We start from the raw sequence: 18,317 nt of genomic DNA on the forward strand, positions 1-18,317 counted from the left end.
CTCTGATGTCTTATCCGGCCTGTAGGTCGGATAAGACGCAAGGCGTCGCCATCCGGCATTTTGCACGCTATGATGCTTCTCCATTCCAGGGAGAACGCTAATGAAACCACAGGTTTACCACGTCGATGCCTTTACCTCGGTCCCCTTTCGCGGCAATTCAGCGGGCGTGGTGCTGCATGCTGACGGACTGAGCGAAGCGCAGATGCAGCTGATTGCCCGCGAGCTGCGTCATTCGGAAACCGCATTCCTGTTGACCAGCAACGACAGCGATGTACATATCCGCTACTTCACGCCGACGGTCGAAGTTCCCATCTGCGGGCATGCTACCGTCGCCGCGCACTACGTGCGGGCCAAGGTGCTGGGTCTGGGCAACACTACCGTCTGGCAAACCTCGCTGGCCGGGCGCCATCGGGTGGATATCGAAGCCACCGGGGATGACTATCGTATTAGCCTTGAACAAGGAACACCTGGATTTGAGCCTCCGTTGGAAGGCGTTGTTCGTGCTGCAATTATCCACGCGCTGCATCTGAGCGAAGACGATATGCTGCCAGGGCTGCCGATCCAGGTTGCCACCACCGGCCATTCGAAAGTGATGATTCCGCTAAAGCCTGAGGTAGACCTGGACGCCCTTTCCCCAGATTTGCAGGCTCTGGCGACCATCAGCCAGCAAATTGGCTGCAACGGTTTCTTCCCTTTTCAAATTCGTAAGGGCGAAAACGCCACCGATGGACGCATGTTTTCACCCGCCATTGGTATTGTGGAAGATCCAGTCACCGGCAATGCCAATGGGCCAATGGGTGCGTGGCTGGTTCACCACGGGCTGATGACGCATGATGGAAAAACGTTACGTATTCAGGGGCATCAGGGCCGCGCGCTGGGTCGTGACGGTATTGTTGATGTGACGATTGGTATTCGTGATAACCAGCCGGAAAAAGTCACCATTACCGGTTCGGCGGTGATCCTGTTTCATGCAGAGTGGGCGATAGATTTTTAATCTATTCCTGTAGGCCGGATATGGCGATTAAGCCCCATCCGGCACTATTGCCGATGGCGTTATTTCCCTGCTTCCGGGTGCGTATCAAACGCCGCCATTACCGTCGCCAATTCTGTTTCAGTAAACCCATGCTTCACATCATCTACGCCTAGTCCAAATCGTTCTTGCAACAAAGCATACAGGCTGGCGACGTCCGGCAGATTAATCTGCTCTACCGCATGACCATCCTGATAATGGGTAAAATGAAAGTTGGTTAACGTAAACTTACCGCCGTCTGGCAGATGACGACACATCAGCAGATGATGACGAAAATGTGACTGCGGCCAATGCGCCGACCAGAAGTTGCCCATCAGGTAATCGCTCTGATGCTGCATAACCAGGTCAAAACGGTACATTGATTGCCAATGGTCGTGGTGACGGAACTGCAAAATCCAGTCTTCACCGTCCTGAATCAGACGATACTCCCCGTGTGGTGTGTGCTGCGCAACATCGGCCTGCAGACGAATCGGTGCTGTCAAAGTTTGCCCACCGAATCCGACGTCAGCGATCCACTGCTCTCCCTGTAGCTCAACCAGCAGCAGACGATGCGTGCGTGGCGGTAGACTTGACGGATTCGCCAGCACCACACGTCCAAGTAAACTGCGGACGGTAAAACCGATTTCGCGGAGCGCCCGCTCAAATAACCCATTTTGCTCAAAGCAATAACCGCCGCGACGCGCCGTTACCAGCTTCTCTTCCAGCGATGCGTCGTCGAGTTGCATTTCGCGTGGCAGCAGCACATCGAGATTTTCAAAAGGAATGGCGCTGTTGTGCAGTAAGTGCAGCGCTCGCAGGGTTTCAATGTTGACGTGGGCCGAACCTGACCAGCCAATACGGGCAAAATAAGCGTTTAAAAAAGGCGTCATACCAGCTTCCTGTGTGTGTAATGTTGTACTTATAACGCATTTTTAATTTTACGCCGTCGATTTTGTGCGTTGTTCTTCCTCACAAGGCGACAAAATCGCTAATACCGTTAATATCTAAGTTAATTGTGGTGTGTTATCTCTCAGCCAAGGAGCATTCATGAGCCATTTTCGTCCGCTCGAATTAAAACATGCCAGTCGACTGCTAAATCATGGCCCTACCATTTTAATTACCAGTCGGGACGATCATGCAGAGCGGCGGAACGTGATGGCCGCAGCGTGGTCAATGCCCGTTGAGTTTGAACCGCCACGTATCGCGATTGTTGTCGACAAGACCGCCTGGTCACGTGAGCTGATTGAACGCAGCGGCATGTTTGGCATCGTTATTCCGGGAATTGCCGCCGCCAACTGGACTTACGCCGTAGGCAGTGTTTCCGGTCGCGTGGAAGATAAATTCAACTGCTACGGTATTCCCGTGGTGCAAGGACCGGTGCTGAGTTTACCGCTGATAGAAGCAAAATGCCTGGCCTGGATGGAATGCCGTTTACTGCCTGCAACGGCGGCGCAGGAAAAATATGACACCCTGTTTGGGGAAGTGGTCTCGGCGGCCGCTGATGAGAGAGTCTTCGTAGAAGGACGATGGCAGTTTGATGATGACAAACTCAAGACCCTGCATCACCTTGGGGCCGGAACGTTTGTCTCCAGCGGGAGACGCATTACCGTAGGTGAATAATAGACTGCTAATGAATGGCGGGTCATGCTTGTCATCCCTTGCCGTGTTCTTAAAACTTCTGAAAAACCAGTCGGATGAATCGCTGTCCTTCCTTGCTGAATCATTTATGTGAATTATAGTTAATGTTGCACTAACTCAAATACCTAATCAAAACGCTATCCGTCAAAGCAGCATCTTCCCAGAACTGTACTTATAAAGTGTCAGAGAGGTTTTACGATGCAACTTAATAAAATCGCACAAAGTTTTATCCTTGCTGGGTTACTTACATCGTTTTCTGTTCCCGTTATGGCCGCCGAAGCCCCCAAAGATGCTACCGCGTCTACACAACAAGCGAACAACGCGCTTTACAACCAACTGCCATTCTCCGATAACACCGACTTTACCGATGCTCATAAAGGCTTCATCGCCCCTATTCCTCAGGATGTTATCAAAGGTGAGCAAGGAAATGTCATCTGGAATCCGCAACAATATGCCTTCATTAAAGAAGGCGATAAGGCACCAGATACGGTGAATCCGAGCCTGTGGCGTCAGTCCCAGTTGATCAACATCAGCGGATTGTTTGAGGTGACTGAAGGCGTTTACCAGATCCGTAACCTCGATCTGTCCAACATGACCATCATTGAAGGTAAAGAAGGCGTCACCGTTGTTGACCCGCTGGTCTCGGCAGAAACAGCCAAAGTCGGGATGGATCTTTACTTTAAAAACCGCGGTCAAAAAACCGTTGTCGCAGTGATTTACACGCACAGCCACGTTGACCACTACGGCGGTGTGCGCGGCGTTGTTGATGAAGCAGACGTTAAAGCGGGCAAAGTGAAGATTTATGCACCTGCCGGCTTTATGGAAGCGGCGGTTGCTGAGAATATCATGGCTGGTAACGTCATGAGCCGTCGCGCGAGCTATATGTACGGCAATCTACTAAAACCTGATGCCAAAGGTCAGGTTGGTGCCGGACTGGGAACCACGACTTCCGCAGGAACGGTTACTCTGATTGCACCAACGAATATCATCGAGAAAGATGGGCAAAAAGAGGTTATCGATGGCCTGACCTATGACTTCATGCTGGCACCGGGTTCAGAAGCGCCTTCCGAGATGCTGTGGTACATCGAAGAGAAAAAACTGATTGAGTCCGCCGAAGATGTCACCCACACCTTGCATAACACCTACTCTCTGCGCGGGGCCAAAATTCGTGAGCCGTTGCCGTGGTCCAAATACATCAACGAAGCGATTGTACGTTGGGGTGATAAAGCCGAAATCTTGATGGCGCAGCACCACTGGCCAACCTGGGGTAATGACAAAGTCGTGAACCTGCTGAAAAGCCAGCGAGATCTGTATCGTTACATCAACGACCAGACGCTGCGCATGGCTAACGAAGGTCTGACCCGCGATGAAATCGCCGCGAACTTTAAACTGCCGGACTCACTGGCCCATACCTGGGCTAACCGAGGCTACTATGGTTCCGTCAGTCATGATGTGAAAGCGACCTATGTGCTCTATCTCGGCTGGTTTGATGGCAACCCGGCAACGCTGGATGAACTGCCGCCGGAAGAAGCCGCGAAGAAATTCGTCGACTATATGGGTGGAGCGGACGCCATTCTGCAGAAAGCAAAAGCAGACTATGACAAGGGCAACTATCGCTGGGTGGCTCAGGTGGTGAGCAAAGTGGTGTTTGCCGATCCCAATAACCAGGCCGCGCGAAATCTGGAAGCTGATGCGCTGGAGCAATTAGGATACCAGGCTGAATCCGGCCCGTGGCGCAACTTCTATCTGACCGGTGCGCAAGAGCTGCGTAATGGCGTGGTTAAAGGCCCAACCCCGAACACCGCCAGCCCGGACACCGTACGCGCCATGACACCGGAAATGTTCTTCGACTATCTGGCGGTACATATTAACGGGCAGAAAGCGGGTGATGCCAAATCGGTGTTTAACATCGACCTCGGTAGCGACGGCGGGAAATATAAGCTTGAACTGGAAAATGGCGTGCTGAACCATACCGCCAATGCCGAAGCAAAAGAGGCTGACGCTACGATCGCGCTGAATCGCGACACGCTCAATAAAATCATCCTCAAGGAAGTGACGCTGAAACAAGCGCAAGACAGCGGCGACGTGAAGATAACCGGCGACGGCGCTAAACTTGACGCTATGCTCGGCTATATGGATAAGTTCGAATTCTGGTTTAACATCGTTACACCGTAAACCTGATGAAAACGGGCGGAAAATTCGCCCGTTTATCTCACATGCTGTAGCCGGGTTTTTTAATTAACGTTGCCATCTGCGGCTTAATCTCCGCATCCCACACGCCCTGCCACGCCTCTGGCTCAACTTGATTCAGCGCCACGCTTACCGAGCTGTCTTTACTTTGCAAATGACGAATAATGACGTCGGTAATCTCCGCCGCCAGCGCGGATTTTTGCTCGTCGTTCAGATCGCGGGGAAAACATTTAATATCAACGTGCGGCATAGCAGGTTCCTTATTGTTTTAGTCAGAAAGTTTGTTTTCTCAAATAATCTTATTGTTTTTCAGCACGGTACGTAGCCGCGGGTGCTGGCAAACCGCATCAGCGATAGCGCTAATATTCGGCGTGTTATCCTGGAACCAGTCATGTCCCGGCCCCCAGGTACGCATCACACAAATATAAACGTCCAGCAAGGTTAACTGCTCTCCGAACGCGTACGGCTCGGCGCTTAGCTGATCATTCAACCACATATAGAGCGATTTTCGGTACTCAATACAACTCTTTTTCAACTGCGCCGGAGCATCCGGCACCCAGCGTTCTGGATAATCGGCATAGGTAAACGTGGGATAGACATTTGCCACCAGCCATATCAGCAGACGCTGAAACTGTTGACGTTCGCTGCGACCAATGGAGGGCGAAAGTTCTGGACAACGATCAAGGATCATCAGGGCGATCGCCGCCGTTTCCGTCATGACTTCGCCATTTTCCAGTACCAGTGTGGGCACCTGGCATAGCGGATTCATTGTCTTAAGCAACTCCCGCGAAGGACCATCGCTGTCAAAGCCGTCGACATTAATAAAACTGTAAGGGATTTCCGCCAGTGTGAGCATCACTTCACTGATGGCCGATCCCCAGCCCGGCACCCCATAGACCTTAATCATGCTGCAACCCTCAACGTTAAAACCCTAAGTGTAGAGCACCTATGCAGGCATGATTATTACTCTCATAATAACAATGATCGGATACCGGGAGATAATAAGCGATGCGTTCCAGTATGTTTGAATACATGACCATTTTTACACAGGTTGTTGAGCAAGGGGGATTTGCCAGAGCTGCAGACGTGTTACACCTGCATCGCCCCGCTGTGACCAAAGCCATCCAGCATCTTGAAGACGAGCTGGGAGCAAAGTTGCTTAACCGCACAACCCGTAAAGTGACGCTGACTGATGAAGGTGACGCTTTTTACCAACGCACAAAAATACTCCTCAGTGACGTTGATGACATCATGGCCTCTTTCTCACCAACCCGCCCGCCACGCGGAAAACTCAGGGTTAATGCACCTCTGTCGCTGGCGCACTCCGTGTTAGTTCCTGCGCTGAAAGATTTCCAGTCGCGGTATCCTGACATTGAGATGGTACTCACCTCCACCGACCGTAGAATCGATATGCTTGCCGAAGGTATCGACTGCATGATTCGTATCGGTGAATTACAAGACTCTTCCCTGATATCCAGGCGACTTGGTGAGGTAAAAATGGTGACCTGTGCGTCACCGGATTATCTGCAACAACATGGCGTACCTCAGACGCCAGAGGATTTATCCCGACACCAGGCGCTTAACTTTTTTAGCGAGCGTCACCGCGAAGCGCTGGAGTGGTCCTTCATCAGCGGAGGTAAAACTTTATCGTTCACGCCCACCGGACGGATAAGCGTTGATAACTCCGATATATTGCTGACCGGCTGTTTATCGGGACTCGGTATCATACGCGGTGTGCATGCCGTGCTGGCCCCCTACTTCCAGTCGGGCCAGCTCGTTGAGGTGCTAGCCGATTACGCCGGAGAATCAAAACCGGTGTCTGTGCTTTACCCCGACAGGCGTCATCTCGCCCCGCGGGTGCGGGTATTCATTGACTGGCTGTGCGAACTTTTTAGCCAACAAACACCGCGGCTTCAGGGATTATTACAAAATGAGTAATAGTGAAGTTCCGCAACTGCGGTTTTTCACTCTCATCTGAACCGTTAAATTGTGCGGACCCAAAACAGAACAATTTACTGAGGTCTGCTATGTCTAAGGTCGTAGTTTTTAATCAAATTGGTGGTGCTGACGTCTTGAAGATTCAGGACATGCAGGTTCCCGCGCCTGATGCAAATGAGGTTCAGATCCGCGTACGGGCTATTGGTATCAACCGTGCGGAGATTATGTACCGCACGGGACAGTATATTTACCAACCTGCTTTCCCGGCACGCTTGGGTTATGAAGCTGCCGGAGTCGTTGAATCCGTAGGAGACAACGTACGTGAGTTTGCACCTGGCGATGATGTTAGCGTCATCCCGGCATTCAGCTTTCATCAGTATGGTATGTATGGAGAAGTCGTTAATGCCCCGGCGCACGCGGTCGTAAAACATCCGCAAAACCTCAGTTTTGCCGAAGCCGCCGCCAGTTGGATGATGTATGTGACCGCTTTCGGTGCACTGGTTGAATATGCGGATATTAAACCTGGTGATAACGTGCTGATCAATGCCGCTTCCAGCAGCGTCGGACTGGCGGCAATTCAGATTGCTAATATGCTCGGCGCAAAGCCTATTGCGATGACGCGGACCAGTGAGAAACGAGCTCAGCTACTGCAACTGGGCGCGACAGAGGTTATTGCAAGCCAGGAGCAGGATCTGGTGGCCGAGATTCAGCGGATTACTGAGGGCAAAGGAACCCGTGTGGTCTTCGACCCGGTCGGTGGCCCGGGAGTGGCAAAAATTGTCCAGGTAATGCCAGCCGGTGGGATCTTTTTCCAGTATGGCTCGCTTGATGCACGAGACCTTTCTATACCGGTCATTGAGATCCTCGGTCGCCATTTGACTTTCCGTGGTTATGAAATTTTTGAAATCACCTCGGACGCAGAAAAGCTTTCGCGAGCGAAACGGTTTATCTTTGAAGGATTGCAGTCCGGCCAGCTCAAACCGCTGATTGATAAAACCTTCGCCTTTGATGATATCGTCGAGGCACATCAATACATGGAAGCCAACGGTCAGGTAGGCAAAATCGTCGTTACCCTGTAATCCCTGTGCGGCACAGCCTTGTGCCGCAATGTATCTCAAAGCACTTTCGACAAGAACTGCTGGGTGCGCGTGTGGCGTGGATGATTCAGCACCTGCTCGCTGCTGCCCTGCTCGACAATTTTGCCATCGACCATAAACACTACCTGATCCGCCACTTCCCGGGCGAAGCCAATCTCGTGCGTTACCACCACCAGCGTGGTTCCCGACTGCGCCAGCGCTTTGATAACATCCAGCACTTCGCCCACCAGTTCGGGATCAAGCGCTGACGTGGGTTCATCAAACAGCATGACGCGCGGATTTAATGCCAGTGCACGGGCAATAGCGATACGTTGTTGCTGTCCGCCGGACAAGTGACGCGACCAGGCATCGGCTTTATTACGCAGCCCTACCGCATCAAGCAGGGTTAATGCCCGCTCGGTAGCGGCTTTACGCGATGCCAGTCCGTGCGCGATTGGCGCTTCAATCAAATTCTCCAGCACCGTTAAGTGTGGGAACAGGTTAAAGTTCTGAAACACATAGCCGACGTTCACGCGCTGGCGCAAAATTTCCGCCTCTTTCAACTCATACAGCTTGTCTCCCTGCCGACGATAACCAATGTAATCGCCATCGATTTGAATAAACCCTTCATCGACGCGCTCCAGATGGTTGATAGTCCGCAACAGAGTGGATTTCCCGGAACCGGATGGGCCAAGAATAACGGTTACCGTACCGGGGGGGATCTCCAGCGATACGTTATCCAGCGCTTTATGGCGGCCGAAGTATTTGCTGACGCCAGTAATAGAAATATGGCCTTCAGGCGAGTGGGACATGGACGGCCTCCTGCTGTGGGTGTTGGCGACTGCGTTTTTCTGCCCGACTCACTCGGGCGGTGTTAATCGCCGAACGTCGTTCGCTACGTGCCAGCGCGCGTTCAACCAGATGCTGAATTAGCGACAGGACGCTGGTGATCACCAGATACCACACCGCGCCGACCATCAGCAGCGGGATCACCTCCTGCGTGCGGTTGTAGATCATCTGGATGGTATAGAACAACTCTGGCATTGCCAGCACGTATACCATCGCCGTCCCTTTCGCCAGACTGATGATTTCATTGAACCCGGCAGGCAAAATGGTGCGCAGCGCCTGCGGCAGGATAATCCGCAACGTACGTCGCCATGCCGGCAAGCCCAGCGCCGCAGCGGCCTCGTACTGACCGTGATCAACCCCCAGAAATCCACCACGAATAATTTCAGCGGTATAGGCACTTTGTACCAGCGTCAGACCAACTACCGCAGTGGAAAACTGGCCGAGCACATTGATAGTCTCAAAACTGCCCCACTGAATCGGAGTAAACGGAATACCAATCGTCAGCGTGTCGTACAGATAGGAGAAGTTGTACAAAACGATTAGCACGACAATCAGCGGTAACGAGCGAAACAGCCAGATGTATCCCCATGCCAGACCGTTTAACAGCCAGGAAGATGAAAGCCTCGCCAGCGCCAGCAGACCGCCAATGATAATGCTTAACAGCGTGCCGATAAGCGTCAGCAACAATGTTTGCCCGAGACCGGACAAGATAACCGGATCGAAGAACCAGCGGGCAAATACGGCCCATTCCCAGCGCGGGTTAAACGCCACGGACTGGATAATCACCGCAAGAACAAACAAGGCAACAACCGCTCCCACGGTGCGCATAGGATAGCGCGCCGGTACGACTTTAATGCTATCAGTCGTTTTCATTTTATCTCCTCAGGCTATTCTGGCCTGACCGGCGATGGTCAACAGTTTGGTAAATCGCAGTCGGCCATCAAACGGCGGCTGACTGTACTCTTCCGGATTGCGCGCCGTATCAAATTGCGGATCGTAGCCCTGGCTTAAATAAAGCCGGACGGCTTCCGGCTGGCGAAATCCTGTGGTCAGATATATCCGGCTGTAGCCCGCGAGCAGCGCCCGACGTTCCAGCTCCTGCACCACGCGCGCCGCCAGTCCCTGCTGACGTAGCGTGCTTTTGGTCCAGATACGCTTAATCTCAGCTGTGTCTTTGTCGTAAGGTTTGTAGGCCCCGGTGGCGATAATCTCGCCGCCGCGCTCCAGGACCACGAACAGTCCCTGCGGCGCCAGATACCATTCGGTCAGTTCCACTTCAGCGTCGCGGGAAAAATAATCACCATAGCGGGCGGCATACTCACCGAACAGACCGTTCAAAATGGGCTGCAGCTCGTTGGCTTCCGGTGAAACCACACGAAATTGATCGCTCATGATGACCTCCTTAGTCGCCTAACCCGGCTGGGTTGATTTCAGATTGCGGAATGCGTTCTACCCCTTCCCCCCAACGGTTCAGGACCTTGTCGTAGTCGCCGTTGCCAATCACGCCGTTGAGGGCAGTTTGAACAGGCAGAACCAAACCGCTGTCTTTTTTCAGCGTCACAGCGATATGTGCCGCTTTTGGCCAACCGCCATCAACGCTACCCACCAATTGCGTTTTACCGTTGAGCGCGGCTTTCCACGCACCAATAACGTTAGGACCGAAGTAGGCATCAGCGCGCCCTGACTGCAGGGCCAGAGTCTGGGCGGCATCATCTTTGGTATACACTGGCGTAAACGGCTGTAACCCCTTCTTCACGTTTTCATCGTTCCAGGCCAGCAGGATGGCTTCCTGATTCGTCCCCGAACCGACGATTATGCGCAGACCGGCGATATCTTCCGCCTGCTCAATTTTCTTCAGCTTGCTGCCGGTTTTGACATAAAAGCCCAGAGAGTCCTTACGATACGTCGCGAAATCAAATTTTTCTTTACGCGCTTTTGTGACGGTAATATTGCTGATCGCGGCATCGTATTTGCCGGAGGTGACGCCCAGCGGCCAGTCTTCCCATGATGTCGGTACAACGTTGAGTTCCAGACCCAGACTGTCTGCCACCAGACGGGCAATGTCCGCCTCGCTGCCGATCAGTGTTTTATTGTCATCGGCAAACACGGTCAGCGGCGGCTGACTGAGCCCGGCAATCGCCACGGTGAATTTACCCGGTACGGCCAGGTGCAGGTTCGCGGGCAATTGCGCAATCGCCTGCGGATTTTTTGCCGTATTTATCGGCGTTTTATTGGCTTCCAGGCTTACGCCCGTGCCGTTAATGGTCACGTCATTTGCCCAGACGGTCGCGCTGAAAGCCAGCGACAGCGCGAGGAATACTGATTTTTTCTGCATAGCGTTTTTCTCTTATTGTGTGAATTGATTTGCAGGTGTCGCTAACCCCAGGCTTGCGCGCAGGGTCGTACCGGGATATTCATGGCGGAACAGGCCACGAGCCTGAAGCACGGGGATAACCTGTTCGACAAATCGTGGGAAGGTATCCGGCGTTCCTCCCTGAATGATAAAACCGTCAGCGGCTTTCTCGTCGAACCACTGCTGAAGGCCGTCGGCCACCTGTTGCGGTGTGCCGCTAAAACGCGGACGCGGGCTGGCTGCTTCCAGAGCAACCTGGCGTAGCGTTAAGCCACGCTCGCGCGCATTGCGCTTGATCTCATCGGTCGTGCTGCGAAAGCTGTTTTGTCCGAGGGAACCCAGATCCGGGAACGGTGCGTCCAGCGGATATTGGGCAAAATCATGATGTTCGAAGTAGCGGCCAAGGTAGTTCAGTGCGTCAGTAATGGAAACCAGCGCAGCGGTAGTTTGATACTGCTGCTCCACGTCTTCTGCGCTGTCGCCAACAATAACGCTGACACCCTGGAATATATGCAGTTGATCGGCACCACGCCCGGTGGTTGCTAATTGGCTTTTTACATCCTGATAGAACGCTTTAGCCTCTGCCAGCGACTCCTGATGAGTGAAAATCGCATCGGCATGCTGCGCCGCTAATTTCTTTCCATCAGCTGAAGCCCCTGCCTGGAATATAATTGGACGGCCTTGTGGCGTACGGCCAATATTTAACGGCCCGGCGACCTGAAAATAATCGCCATGATGGTTAAGCGTGTGCAGTTTTTGTGGATTAAAAAATTCTCCGCTTGCCTTATTACGGGTAAAAGCATCGTCTTCCCAGGAATCCCACAGTCCTTTCACTACCTGTAAATATTCATCGGCAATACGATAACGCTGAGCATGCTCTGGATGCTGAGCGCGGGAATAGTTTTTTGCCGACCCTTCCAGAGGCGATGTTACCACGTTCCATCCGGCGCGCCCCTGGCTGAGGTGGTCGAGGCTGGCAAACTGCCGGGCGGTGGTAAAGGGCTCACTGTATGACGTGGATACGGTGCCAACCAGCCCCAGATTACGGGTGATGCTGGCCAACGCGGATAATACCGTCAGCGGCTCAAAGCGATTTAAAAAATGTGGAATTGATTTTTCATTAATATACAGACCATCGGCGACAAAAATAAAATCCAACTTCCCTTTTTCCGCAATAAGCGCTGTTTCTTTAACAAAGTCAAAATTAATACTGGCATCGGCCTGAGCGGCCGGATGACGCCATGCAGACATATTTCCCGACGCCCCATGCAGAATAGTACCGAGCCGTAGTTGCCGATTTTCAGCCATAATAACCCCTACCCAACAGGTAAAATTAAATGTGTGCGAATGCCGTTTTTGCTAAATGAGCAAAGTAATGCGCGGCGGGTTCTATTAAACGTTCATCTGGATTAAATCCCGGATGATGTAATCCGTATTCGCTGGCACTGCCAATACTGACGAACGCCCCAGGCGTATTTTGCAGGTAGACGGCAAAATCCTCCCCGCCCATATGCAGGTCGGCATGGTGGATGGTGTAGCCTGATTGTTTCGCCACGGCGGTGGCGATATCCGCCCAACGATCATCGTTCACCAGCGCGGTCGGTCCCGCATGCCAGATAACATCAATTTGTGCGCCAAAAGCGTGGGCAAATCCAGCGGCGATATCATTTACCCGGGCTTTGACCTGCTGCTGCACTTCTATGCGATGCGTTCTGAGCGTTCCTTCCAGCTCTACGGACTCTGGCAGCACGTTCCATGTGTTTCCTCCCTGAATACGGGTCACGCTGAGCACCACTGAATCCAGGGTGTTAACGTCGCGACTGGCAACGCTTTGCAACACAGTTACCAACTGGCTGGCGAGCAGGATGGCATCTTTGCCTTCATGCGGACGCGCCGCATGTGCGCCTTTCCCATTGATACGTAACACAAAGCGATCAACATTGGCATAGAATGCACCGCCGCGCGTGGCGAACTCCCCTACCGGCAACCCCGGTTCATTGTGCATGCCAAAAATAGCCGCGACGTTTTGCAGCGCGCCGGCGCGAATCAGTGTTTTTGCTCCGCCGAAACTCTCTTCAGCGGGTTGAAACAAAATACGGACTCGCCCCGGTAAATCGGCTTCCTGCTGTTTAAGCAGCAGCGCGGCGCCAAGCATGACGCTGGTGTGAACATCGTGCCCGCAGGCGTGCATCACGCCCGGCGTGAGCGAGCGAAACGGAACATCGGCGCTTTCTTCTATCGGGAGTGCATCAATGTCCGCCCGCAAGGCGATGATCTCTTCTCCCTGACCAATTTCCGCGACCAGGCCGGTTTTCAGGTTGAATGGCAGAATCTGGACATCAGCACCGTACAACCAATCGCGAATACGCGCCGTCGTCGCCACTTCCTGCAAGGAAAGTTCGGGGTGTTGATGCAATTCACGACGCCAGTTGATAAGCGTTGTCGCCAGTGTCATCAGACCACCTCCACGGCGTGATGGGCTTGTGCCAACAAACGTAGCGACGTCATACGCACGTGCCCCTCTGCCACTGGCGTGTCGATAATGAACTCATTAATGCCAAATTGCGTATGCAGAGCATTCAGTTTTGCCAACACGTCGTGGGCGGTACCGTGCAACAAGGCCTGCTCACGACGCGCGATTTTGCGCGGCGGACTACCCGCCTGCGCAGCGAATGCCAGCGCTTGCTCTTCGCTGGCAACCGTGACGCGTTGGCCATTTTCGAGTTCCACGCCCCAGATCTGCACATTTTCCGCAAGCTGCGCGGCGGTGTCGTTACTGTCAGCCACAATCACCTGGACGGCGACTATCGTCGGGCGAGTGCTGTGGGTCTGCCAGAAGGACAAAACGTCACGCAATAACGCTCTGTCACCGTTGAGGTGCGCAGCGAAGATGAAATTCCAGTCGGATTGTGCTGCCAGCTGAGCGCTTTGCACACTGGCTCCCAGAACAAATCCTTCCGGCGGTAGCGGTGGGATTGGCGTCGGGAATACCGTTTCCCCGCTTTCCGTTCCGCTCAACGCCAGCCAGCCGTTAAGCTGGGATAGCTGATCGGCAAAACTGCCTTTTTCATCCTGATGCAGCCCCAGCTGTAACGCCTGAGTCGAGAGCGGTAAGCCGCCCGGCGCTTTTCCGACACCAAGATCAACACGCCCCGGTGCCAGTGATGCCAGAAGATTGAAGTTTTCCGCCACTTTGTACGGGCTGTAATGTTGCAGCATCACGCCGCCGGAACCTACGCGGATACGCTGGGTTTGCCCGAGGATCCAGGCGATCACCAGCTCCGGCGACGGGCTGGCCAACTGGGGCGTATTATGGTGTTCCGCGATCCAGAAACGATGGTATCCCCACTCTTCTGCCAGTTGCGCCAGACGCAGTGTCCGGGCAAGCGCAATCACGGCAGTTTCACCTTCCCCGATGGGGCTTTTATCCAGAATACTCAGGCGATATGACATGTTACAGGCCTATTTTTGTTAACATGTCTTTATTATTAATTTATCGAATAACCATACAGAAACATTTAATTCACATTTGCTCAGCTAAAAAATAGATAACCAGCCCTGTCGCCATCAGGGATAATAGCTAGCGCTTCCTATACTGGTCGGAACACTAAGCAGAAAACAGACGGAATTCACGGCCTACAAAATATAATAGGGTCGATGACATCACGGCAATCACATCAAAATCATTTCGTGCCATTTTTCTTTTTTTGAAAACGTTTTTTAACGCGATTTACGTTAAGTCAGACTAAATGACTAGCAACATTATGTGCTGGCATTTTTTTATTTATAATTTATGACAGGTGCATATGAGGATTTTTATTTTAATCACTTCCACCAAAATCATGATTAGTAGAGAATGCAGCGTTTCTTATTAAAATGGCTTAAAACAGATTTTTAATACCTCCGATTTTATTGCGGGGTTTTTGTATGAATTATACATACCATCATGGGGCCTCTATGAAAAGTAACATGCCCGTTACACAAATTGAATACGCACTTAACGATAAAGCGACGCTGCTTTCGACGACAGATAAAGTAAGTCATATTACCTACGCCAACTCCGCTTTTATCGACGCCAGCGGATTTAACGAACATCAGTTAATGGGCGAACCGCATAATATTATTCGCCATCCTGATATGCCTCCCGCCGCGTTCGCCGATATGTGGTACACGCTACAGCAGGGAGACAGTTGGACGGGAATGGTGAAAAACCGCCGGCAAAACGGCGACCACTACTGGGTGCGGGCCAACGTGACGCCGGTCTGGCACCATGAAAAACTCACCGGTTACATCTCGGTGCGGACTGTTCCTTCGCGCGATGAAATAACACAGAGTGAAAACTTATATCAAAAAATAAATAGTCAGCAGTTTAAACACTTTCGCCTTTTTAAAGGCATTGTCATTCGCCGTGGCATATTGGCATGGGTTTCTGCGTTTAAATGGCTGAGTATTAGTCAGCGGGTTAATTATGGTTTAGGGGGGGCTGCCCTGCTGACACTGTTATTTATCTTTACCCCCGTCCCCCCCTTTATTCAGGCGGGTGGGCTGTTGATGCTGTTTCTGGTACTGGCTATTTACCTTAAGTATCAAATTTGTCAGCCAGTTAATACGCTACTGATGCAAATGAAAAAAGTGGTGTCGGGTCGTAAACCCGATAACTGTCATTTAAACAGGGTGGATGAAATCGGAATGTTGATGCGCCTGGTTAATCAGTCCGGGCTTAATTTGAATTCGCTGGTCGATGACGTCAGTACGCAACTATCCGGTATTCGCGCAATTAGCCAGCAGGTGTCAAAAGAAGGTACTGCGTTGCACAAACGTTCAGAAGAAACCTCCGCTGACCTGCAACAAACCGCTGCTGCCCTCGAAGAAATTGGCAGTGCGGTACAACAAACCGCTGATACCGCAGCGCACACCATGACCATGGCCGATAAAACCAGCGCCAACGCGGCAGAAGGCGGCGATATCATGAAACAAACCATTGCTATGATGCAGGCAATCTCGCGTGATAACGGGCAGATTGTCGACATCATTGGCGTTATCGACAGTATTGCCTTTCAGACCAATATCCTGGCACTCAATGCCGCGGTTGAGGCCGCGCGAGCCGGAGAATCAGGGCGTGGCTTCGCCGTTGTGGCGGCAGAAGTGCGCAATCTGGCGCAGCACTCGGCGTCAGCGGCAAAAGAGATCAAACAGCTGATCGAGAAGAACGTCGCTAACGTTAACAGTGGCGTCAAAATGGTGGAGCAAACGGAAACGCATCTCACCGGAATGATTGGTGATGTCCTGCATATGTCAATGATGATCAAAGATATTAGTCTGGCCACACGAGAACAAACCCAGGCGCTGGATCTGATTAACGATTCAATTTCACGCGTGGGCACCATGACACACAATAACGCTGAGATGGTGGAACGCGTCACTGACGCTACCGCCGATCTGACCCAGCGTTCATTACGCTTACAGCAGGCCGTTCAGGTCTTTGGCGCATCAGCATAACGTTACGGCGCTTACCGGGTGAATATCTCGATAAGCGCACTCTTCTGCCTGGTTAAACGCCCCTCTCTTTTATTGGCTGAATCGAGGCCACACCCCGCCAGTTGCGGCTGCACAAAAATGCTGAATTCTTGTTATCGGAGCTTTGCGCAAGTGAACAATTGAATGTAGGATGCTCGGCCGGCAGTTTTCCCCCGTAACACAATGAAGGGTAACGCTGTTTTCGCCGCAGCAGGTGCGGCAAAAAGGATTTTGTAAATCAGTCAGGTCAACAGGAAACGTAATGAACACACACAACACGCAAGCCGCGGAACAACATGCGGCGAAACGACGCTGGTTGAATGCTCACGAAGAGGGGTATCACAAAGCGATGGGCAATCGACAGGTGCAAATGATCGCCATTGGCGGCGCGATTGGCACCGGGTTGTTTTTGGGGGCAGGCGCACGCCTGCAGATGGCCGGCCCTGCTTTGGCGCTGGTCTATCTGGTGTGCGGTATTTTTTCGTTCTTTATTCTTCGCGCGCTCGGCGAACTGGTTTTGCACCGCCCTTCCAGCGGTAGCTTTGTTTCCTACGCCCGCGAATTTTTAGGTGAGAAAGCCGCCTATGTGGCTGGCTGGATGTATTTCATCAACTGGGCGATGACCGGTATTGTCGATATCACCGCAGTTGCGCTGTATATGCATTACTGGGGCGCATTTGGCGACGTGCCGCAGTGGGTGTTCGCCCTTGGGGCGCTGGCCATCGTCGGTACCATGAACATGATCGGCGTGAAGTGGTTCGCAGAGATGGAGTTTTGGTTTGCGCTGGTCAAAGTGCTGGCGATTGTGATCTTCCTGGTTGTGGGTACCGTTTTTTTAGGCACCGGAAAACCGCTGGATGGTAACGCTACAGGTTTTCACCTGATAACCGACAACGGCGGATTTTTCCCACATGGCCTGCTGCCAGCGCTGGTACTGGTCCAGGGCGTCGTCTTCGCGTTTGCCTCCATCGAACTGGTCGGCACTGCCGCCGGTGAGTGCAAAGATCCGCAAACGATGGTGCCGAAAGCGATCAATAGCGTTATCTGGCGTATCGGTCTGTTCTACGTGGGTTCGGTGGTCCTGCTGGTTCTGCTTCTGCCCTGGAACGCCTACCAGGCGGGTCAAAGCCCGTTTGTCACCTTCTTCTCCAAACTTGGCGTGCCGTATATCGGCAGCATCATGAACATTGTGGTGCTCACCGCGGCGCTTTCCAGCCTGAACTCCGGCCTGTACTGCACCGGGCGTATTTTACGTTCCATGTCGATGGGCGGTTCTGCGCCAAAATTTATGGCTAAGATGAGCCGCCAACAGGTGCCATGGGCCGGGATCCTCGCCACGCTGGTCGTGTATGTCGTAGGGGTATTCCTGAACTATCTGGTGCCGTCGCAGGTGTTTGAGATCGTGCTTAACTTCGCCTCGCTGGGCATCATTGCGTCGTGGGGATTTATCATGGTGTGTCAGATGCGTCTGCGCCGGGCGATTAAAGAAGGTAAAACGGCAGACGTCAGTTTTAAACTGCCGGGTGCGCCGTTTACCTCGTGGCTCACGTTGCTGTTCCTGCTGAGTGTGCTGGTGCTGATGGCGTTTGATTATCCAAACGGCACTTACACCATCGCGTCATTACCGTTAATTGCCATCCTGCTGGTTGCAGGCTGGTTCGGCGTGCGTAAACGCGTAGCGGAAATCCATCGCACCGCGCCGTAAGGATAGAAAGGCCTGACAGGTTACCCCTTCAGGCCTTCTTTT

The 18,317-nt window shown here is 52.5% G+C and carries 15 protein-coding genes and 1 pseudogene; 7 read left to right on the forward strand and 9 right to left on the reverse strand.

From position 1 onward, the window contains the following. Positions 1-100 precede the first annotated feature (100 nt). Positions 101-994 carry a PhzF family isomerase gene (locus ACVXHP_RS04645; protein ID WP_447570953.1) on the forward strand — a complete coding sequence of 298 codons (894 nt, stop codon included), beginning with the start codon at positions 101-103 and terminating at the stop codon, positions 992-994. A 59-nt stretch (positions 995-1,053) separates the two neighbouring features. Here ACVXHP_RS04645 and nhoA read toward each other — a convergent pair whose 3' ends face one another. Further along, on the reverse strand, positions 1,054-1,899 hold the full coding sequence (gene nhoA / locus ACVXHP_RS04650) for an N-hydroxyarylamine O-acetyltransferase (RefSeq protein WP_447570954.1): 846 nt from the start codon (positions 1,897-1,899) through the stop codon (positions 1,054-1,056). A gap of 157 nt (positions 1,900-2,056) precedes the next feature. Between nhoA and ACVXHP_RS04655 the strand changes: the two genes are divergently transcribed. Both ACVXHP_RS04655 and ACVXHP_RS04660 read left to right on the forward strand, forming a co-directional pair. Further along, a complete protein-coding gene (locus ACVXHP_RS04655) occupies positions 2,057-2,629 on the forward strand; it encodes a flavin reductase family protein (protein WP_447570955.1) in 573 nt (190 codons plus the stop codon). A gap of 216 nt (positions 2,630-2,845) precedes the next feature. After that, positions 2,846-4,822 carry an alkyl/aryl-sulfatase gene (locus ACVXHP_RS04660; protein WP_447570956.1) on the forward strand — a complete coding sequence of 659 codons (1,977 nt, stop codon included), beginning with the start codon at positions 2,846-2,848 and terminating at the stop codon, positions 4,820-4,822. A gap of 37 nt (positions 4,823-4,859) precedes the next feature. Here ACVXHP_RS04660 and pptA read toward each other — a convergent pair whose 3' ends face one another. Beyond that, entirely contained in the window at positions 4,860-5,087 is a 228-nt protein-coding gene (pptA, locus tag ACVXHP_RS04665) for a tautomerase PptA (protein ID WP_200006410.1), read from the reverse strand. A gap of 39 nt (positions 5,088-5,126) precedes the next feature. Next, a complete protein-coding gene (locus ACVXHP_RS04670; protein WP_447570957.1) occupies positions 5,127-5,744 on the reverse strand; it encodes a glutathione S-transferase family protein in 618 nt (205 codons plus the stop codon). 101 nt (positions 5,745-5,845) lie between these two features. Here ACVXHP_RS04670 and ACVXHP_RS04675 point away from each other — a divergent pair, with 101 nt between their 5' ends. Further along, positions 5,846-6,775 (forward strand): LysR family transcriptional regulator, encoded by a 930-nt coding sequence (locus tag ACVXHP_RS04675; protein ID WP_447570958.1) that lies wholly within the window; start codon positions 5,846-5,848, stop codon positions 6,773-6,775. Positions 6,776-6,864: 89 nt separating this feature from the next. Beyond that, positions 6,865-7,854: a zinc-dependent alcohol dehydrogenase family protein gene (locus tag ACVXHP_RS04680; protein ID WP_447570959.1), complete on the forward strand. Its 990-nt coding sequence runs from the start codon at positions 6,865-6,867 to the stop codon at positions 7,852-7,854. Positions 7,855-7,889: 35 nt separating this feature from the next. Here ACVXHP_RS04680 and ACVXHP_RS04685 read toward each other — a convergent pair whose 3' ends face one another. The 6 genes and pseudogenes from ACVXHP_RS04685 to ACVXHP_RS04710 form a co-directional block, all read right to left on the reverse strand. After that, positions 7,890-8,663, reverse strand: coding sequence for an amino acid ABC transporter ATP-binding protein (locus ACVXHP_RS04685; protein ID WP_016153129.1), 774 nt, complete (start codon positions 8,661-8,663; stop codon positions 7,890-7,892). Continuing rightward, on the reverse strand, positions 8,647-9,573 hold the full coding sequence (locus tag ACVXHP_RS04690; RefSeq protein ID WP_200006403.1) for an amino acid ABC transporter permease: 927 nt from the start codon (positions 9,571-9,573) through the stop codon (positions 8,647-8,649). Before ACVXHP_RS04690 ends, ACVXHP_RS04685 begins: the two co-directional genes overlap by 17 nt. Positions 9,574-9,582: 9 nt before the next feature. Beyond that, positions 9,583-10,092 (reverse strand): GNAT family N-acetyltransferase, encoded by a 510-nt coding sequence (locus ACVXHP_RS04695; protein WP_447570960.1) that lies wholly within the window; start codon positions 10,090-10,092, stop codon positions 9,583-9,585. A gap of 10 nt (positions 10,093-10,102) precedes the next feature. Then, a pseudogene (locus tag ACVXHP_RS04700) lies at positions 10,103-12,361 on the reverse strand (NtaA/DmoA family FMN-dependent monooxygenase). A 25-nt stretch (positions 12,362-12,386) separates the two neighbouring features. After that, a complete protein-coding gene (locus ACVXHP_RS04705) occupies positions 12,387-13,508 on the reverse strand; it encodes an amidohydrolase (protein ID WP_447570961.1) in 1,122 nt (373 codons plus the stop codon). Next, positions 13,508-14,506 (reverse strand): MsnO8 family LLM class oxidoreductase, encoded by a 999-nt coding sequence (locus tag ACVXHP_RS04710; protein ID WP_447570962.1) that lies wholly within the window; start codon positions 14,504-14,506, stop codon positions 13,508-13,510. Before ACVXHP_RS04710 ends, ACVXHP_RS04705 begins: the two co-directional genes overlap by 1 nt. A 504-nt stretch (positions 14,507-15,010) precedes the next feature. Here ACVXHP_RS04710 and ACVXHP_RS04715 point away from each other — a divergent pair. Further along, positions 15,011-16,552: a methyl-accepting chemotaxis protein gene (locus tag ACVXHP_RS04715; RefSeq protein ID WP_447570963.1), complete on the forward strand. Its 1,542-nt coding sequence runs from the start codon at positions 15,011-15,013 to the stop codon at positions 16,550-16,552. A 280-nt stretch (positions 16,553-16,832) separates the two neighbouring features. Continuing rightward, a complete protein-coding gene (ansP, locus tag ACVXHP_RS04720) occupies positions 16,833-18,275 on the forward strand; it encodes an L-asparagine permease (protein WP_200006397.1) in 1,443 nt (480 codons plus the stop codon). Positions 18,276-18,317: the final 42 nt, after the last annotated feature.

It is taken from the genome of Citrobacter freundii complex sp. 2025EL-00176 (assembly GCF_053309355.1).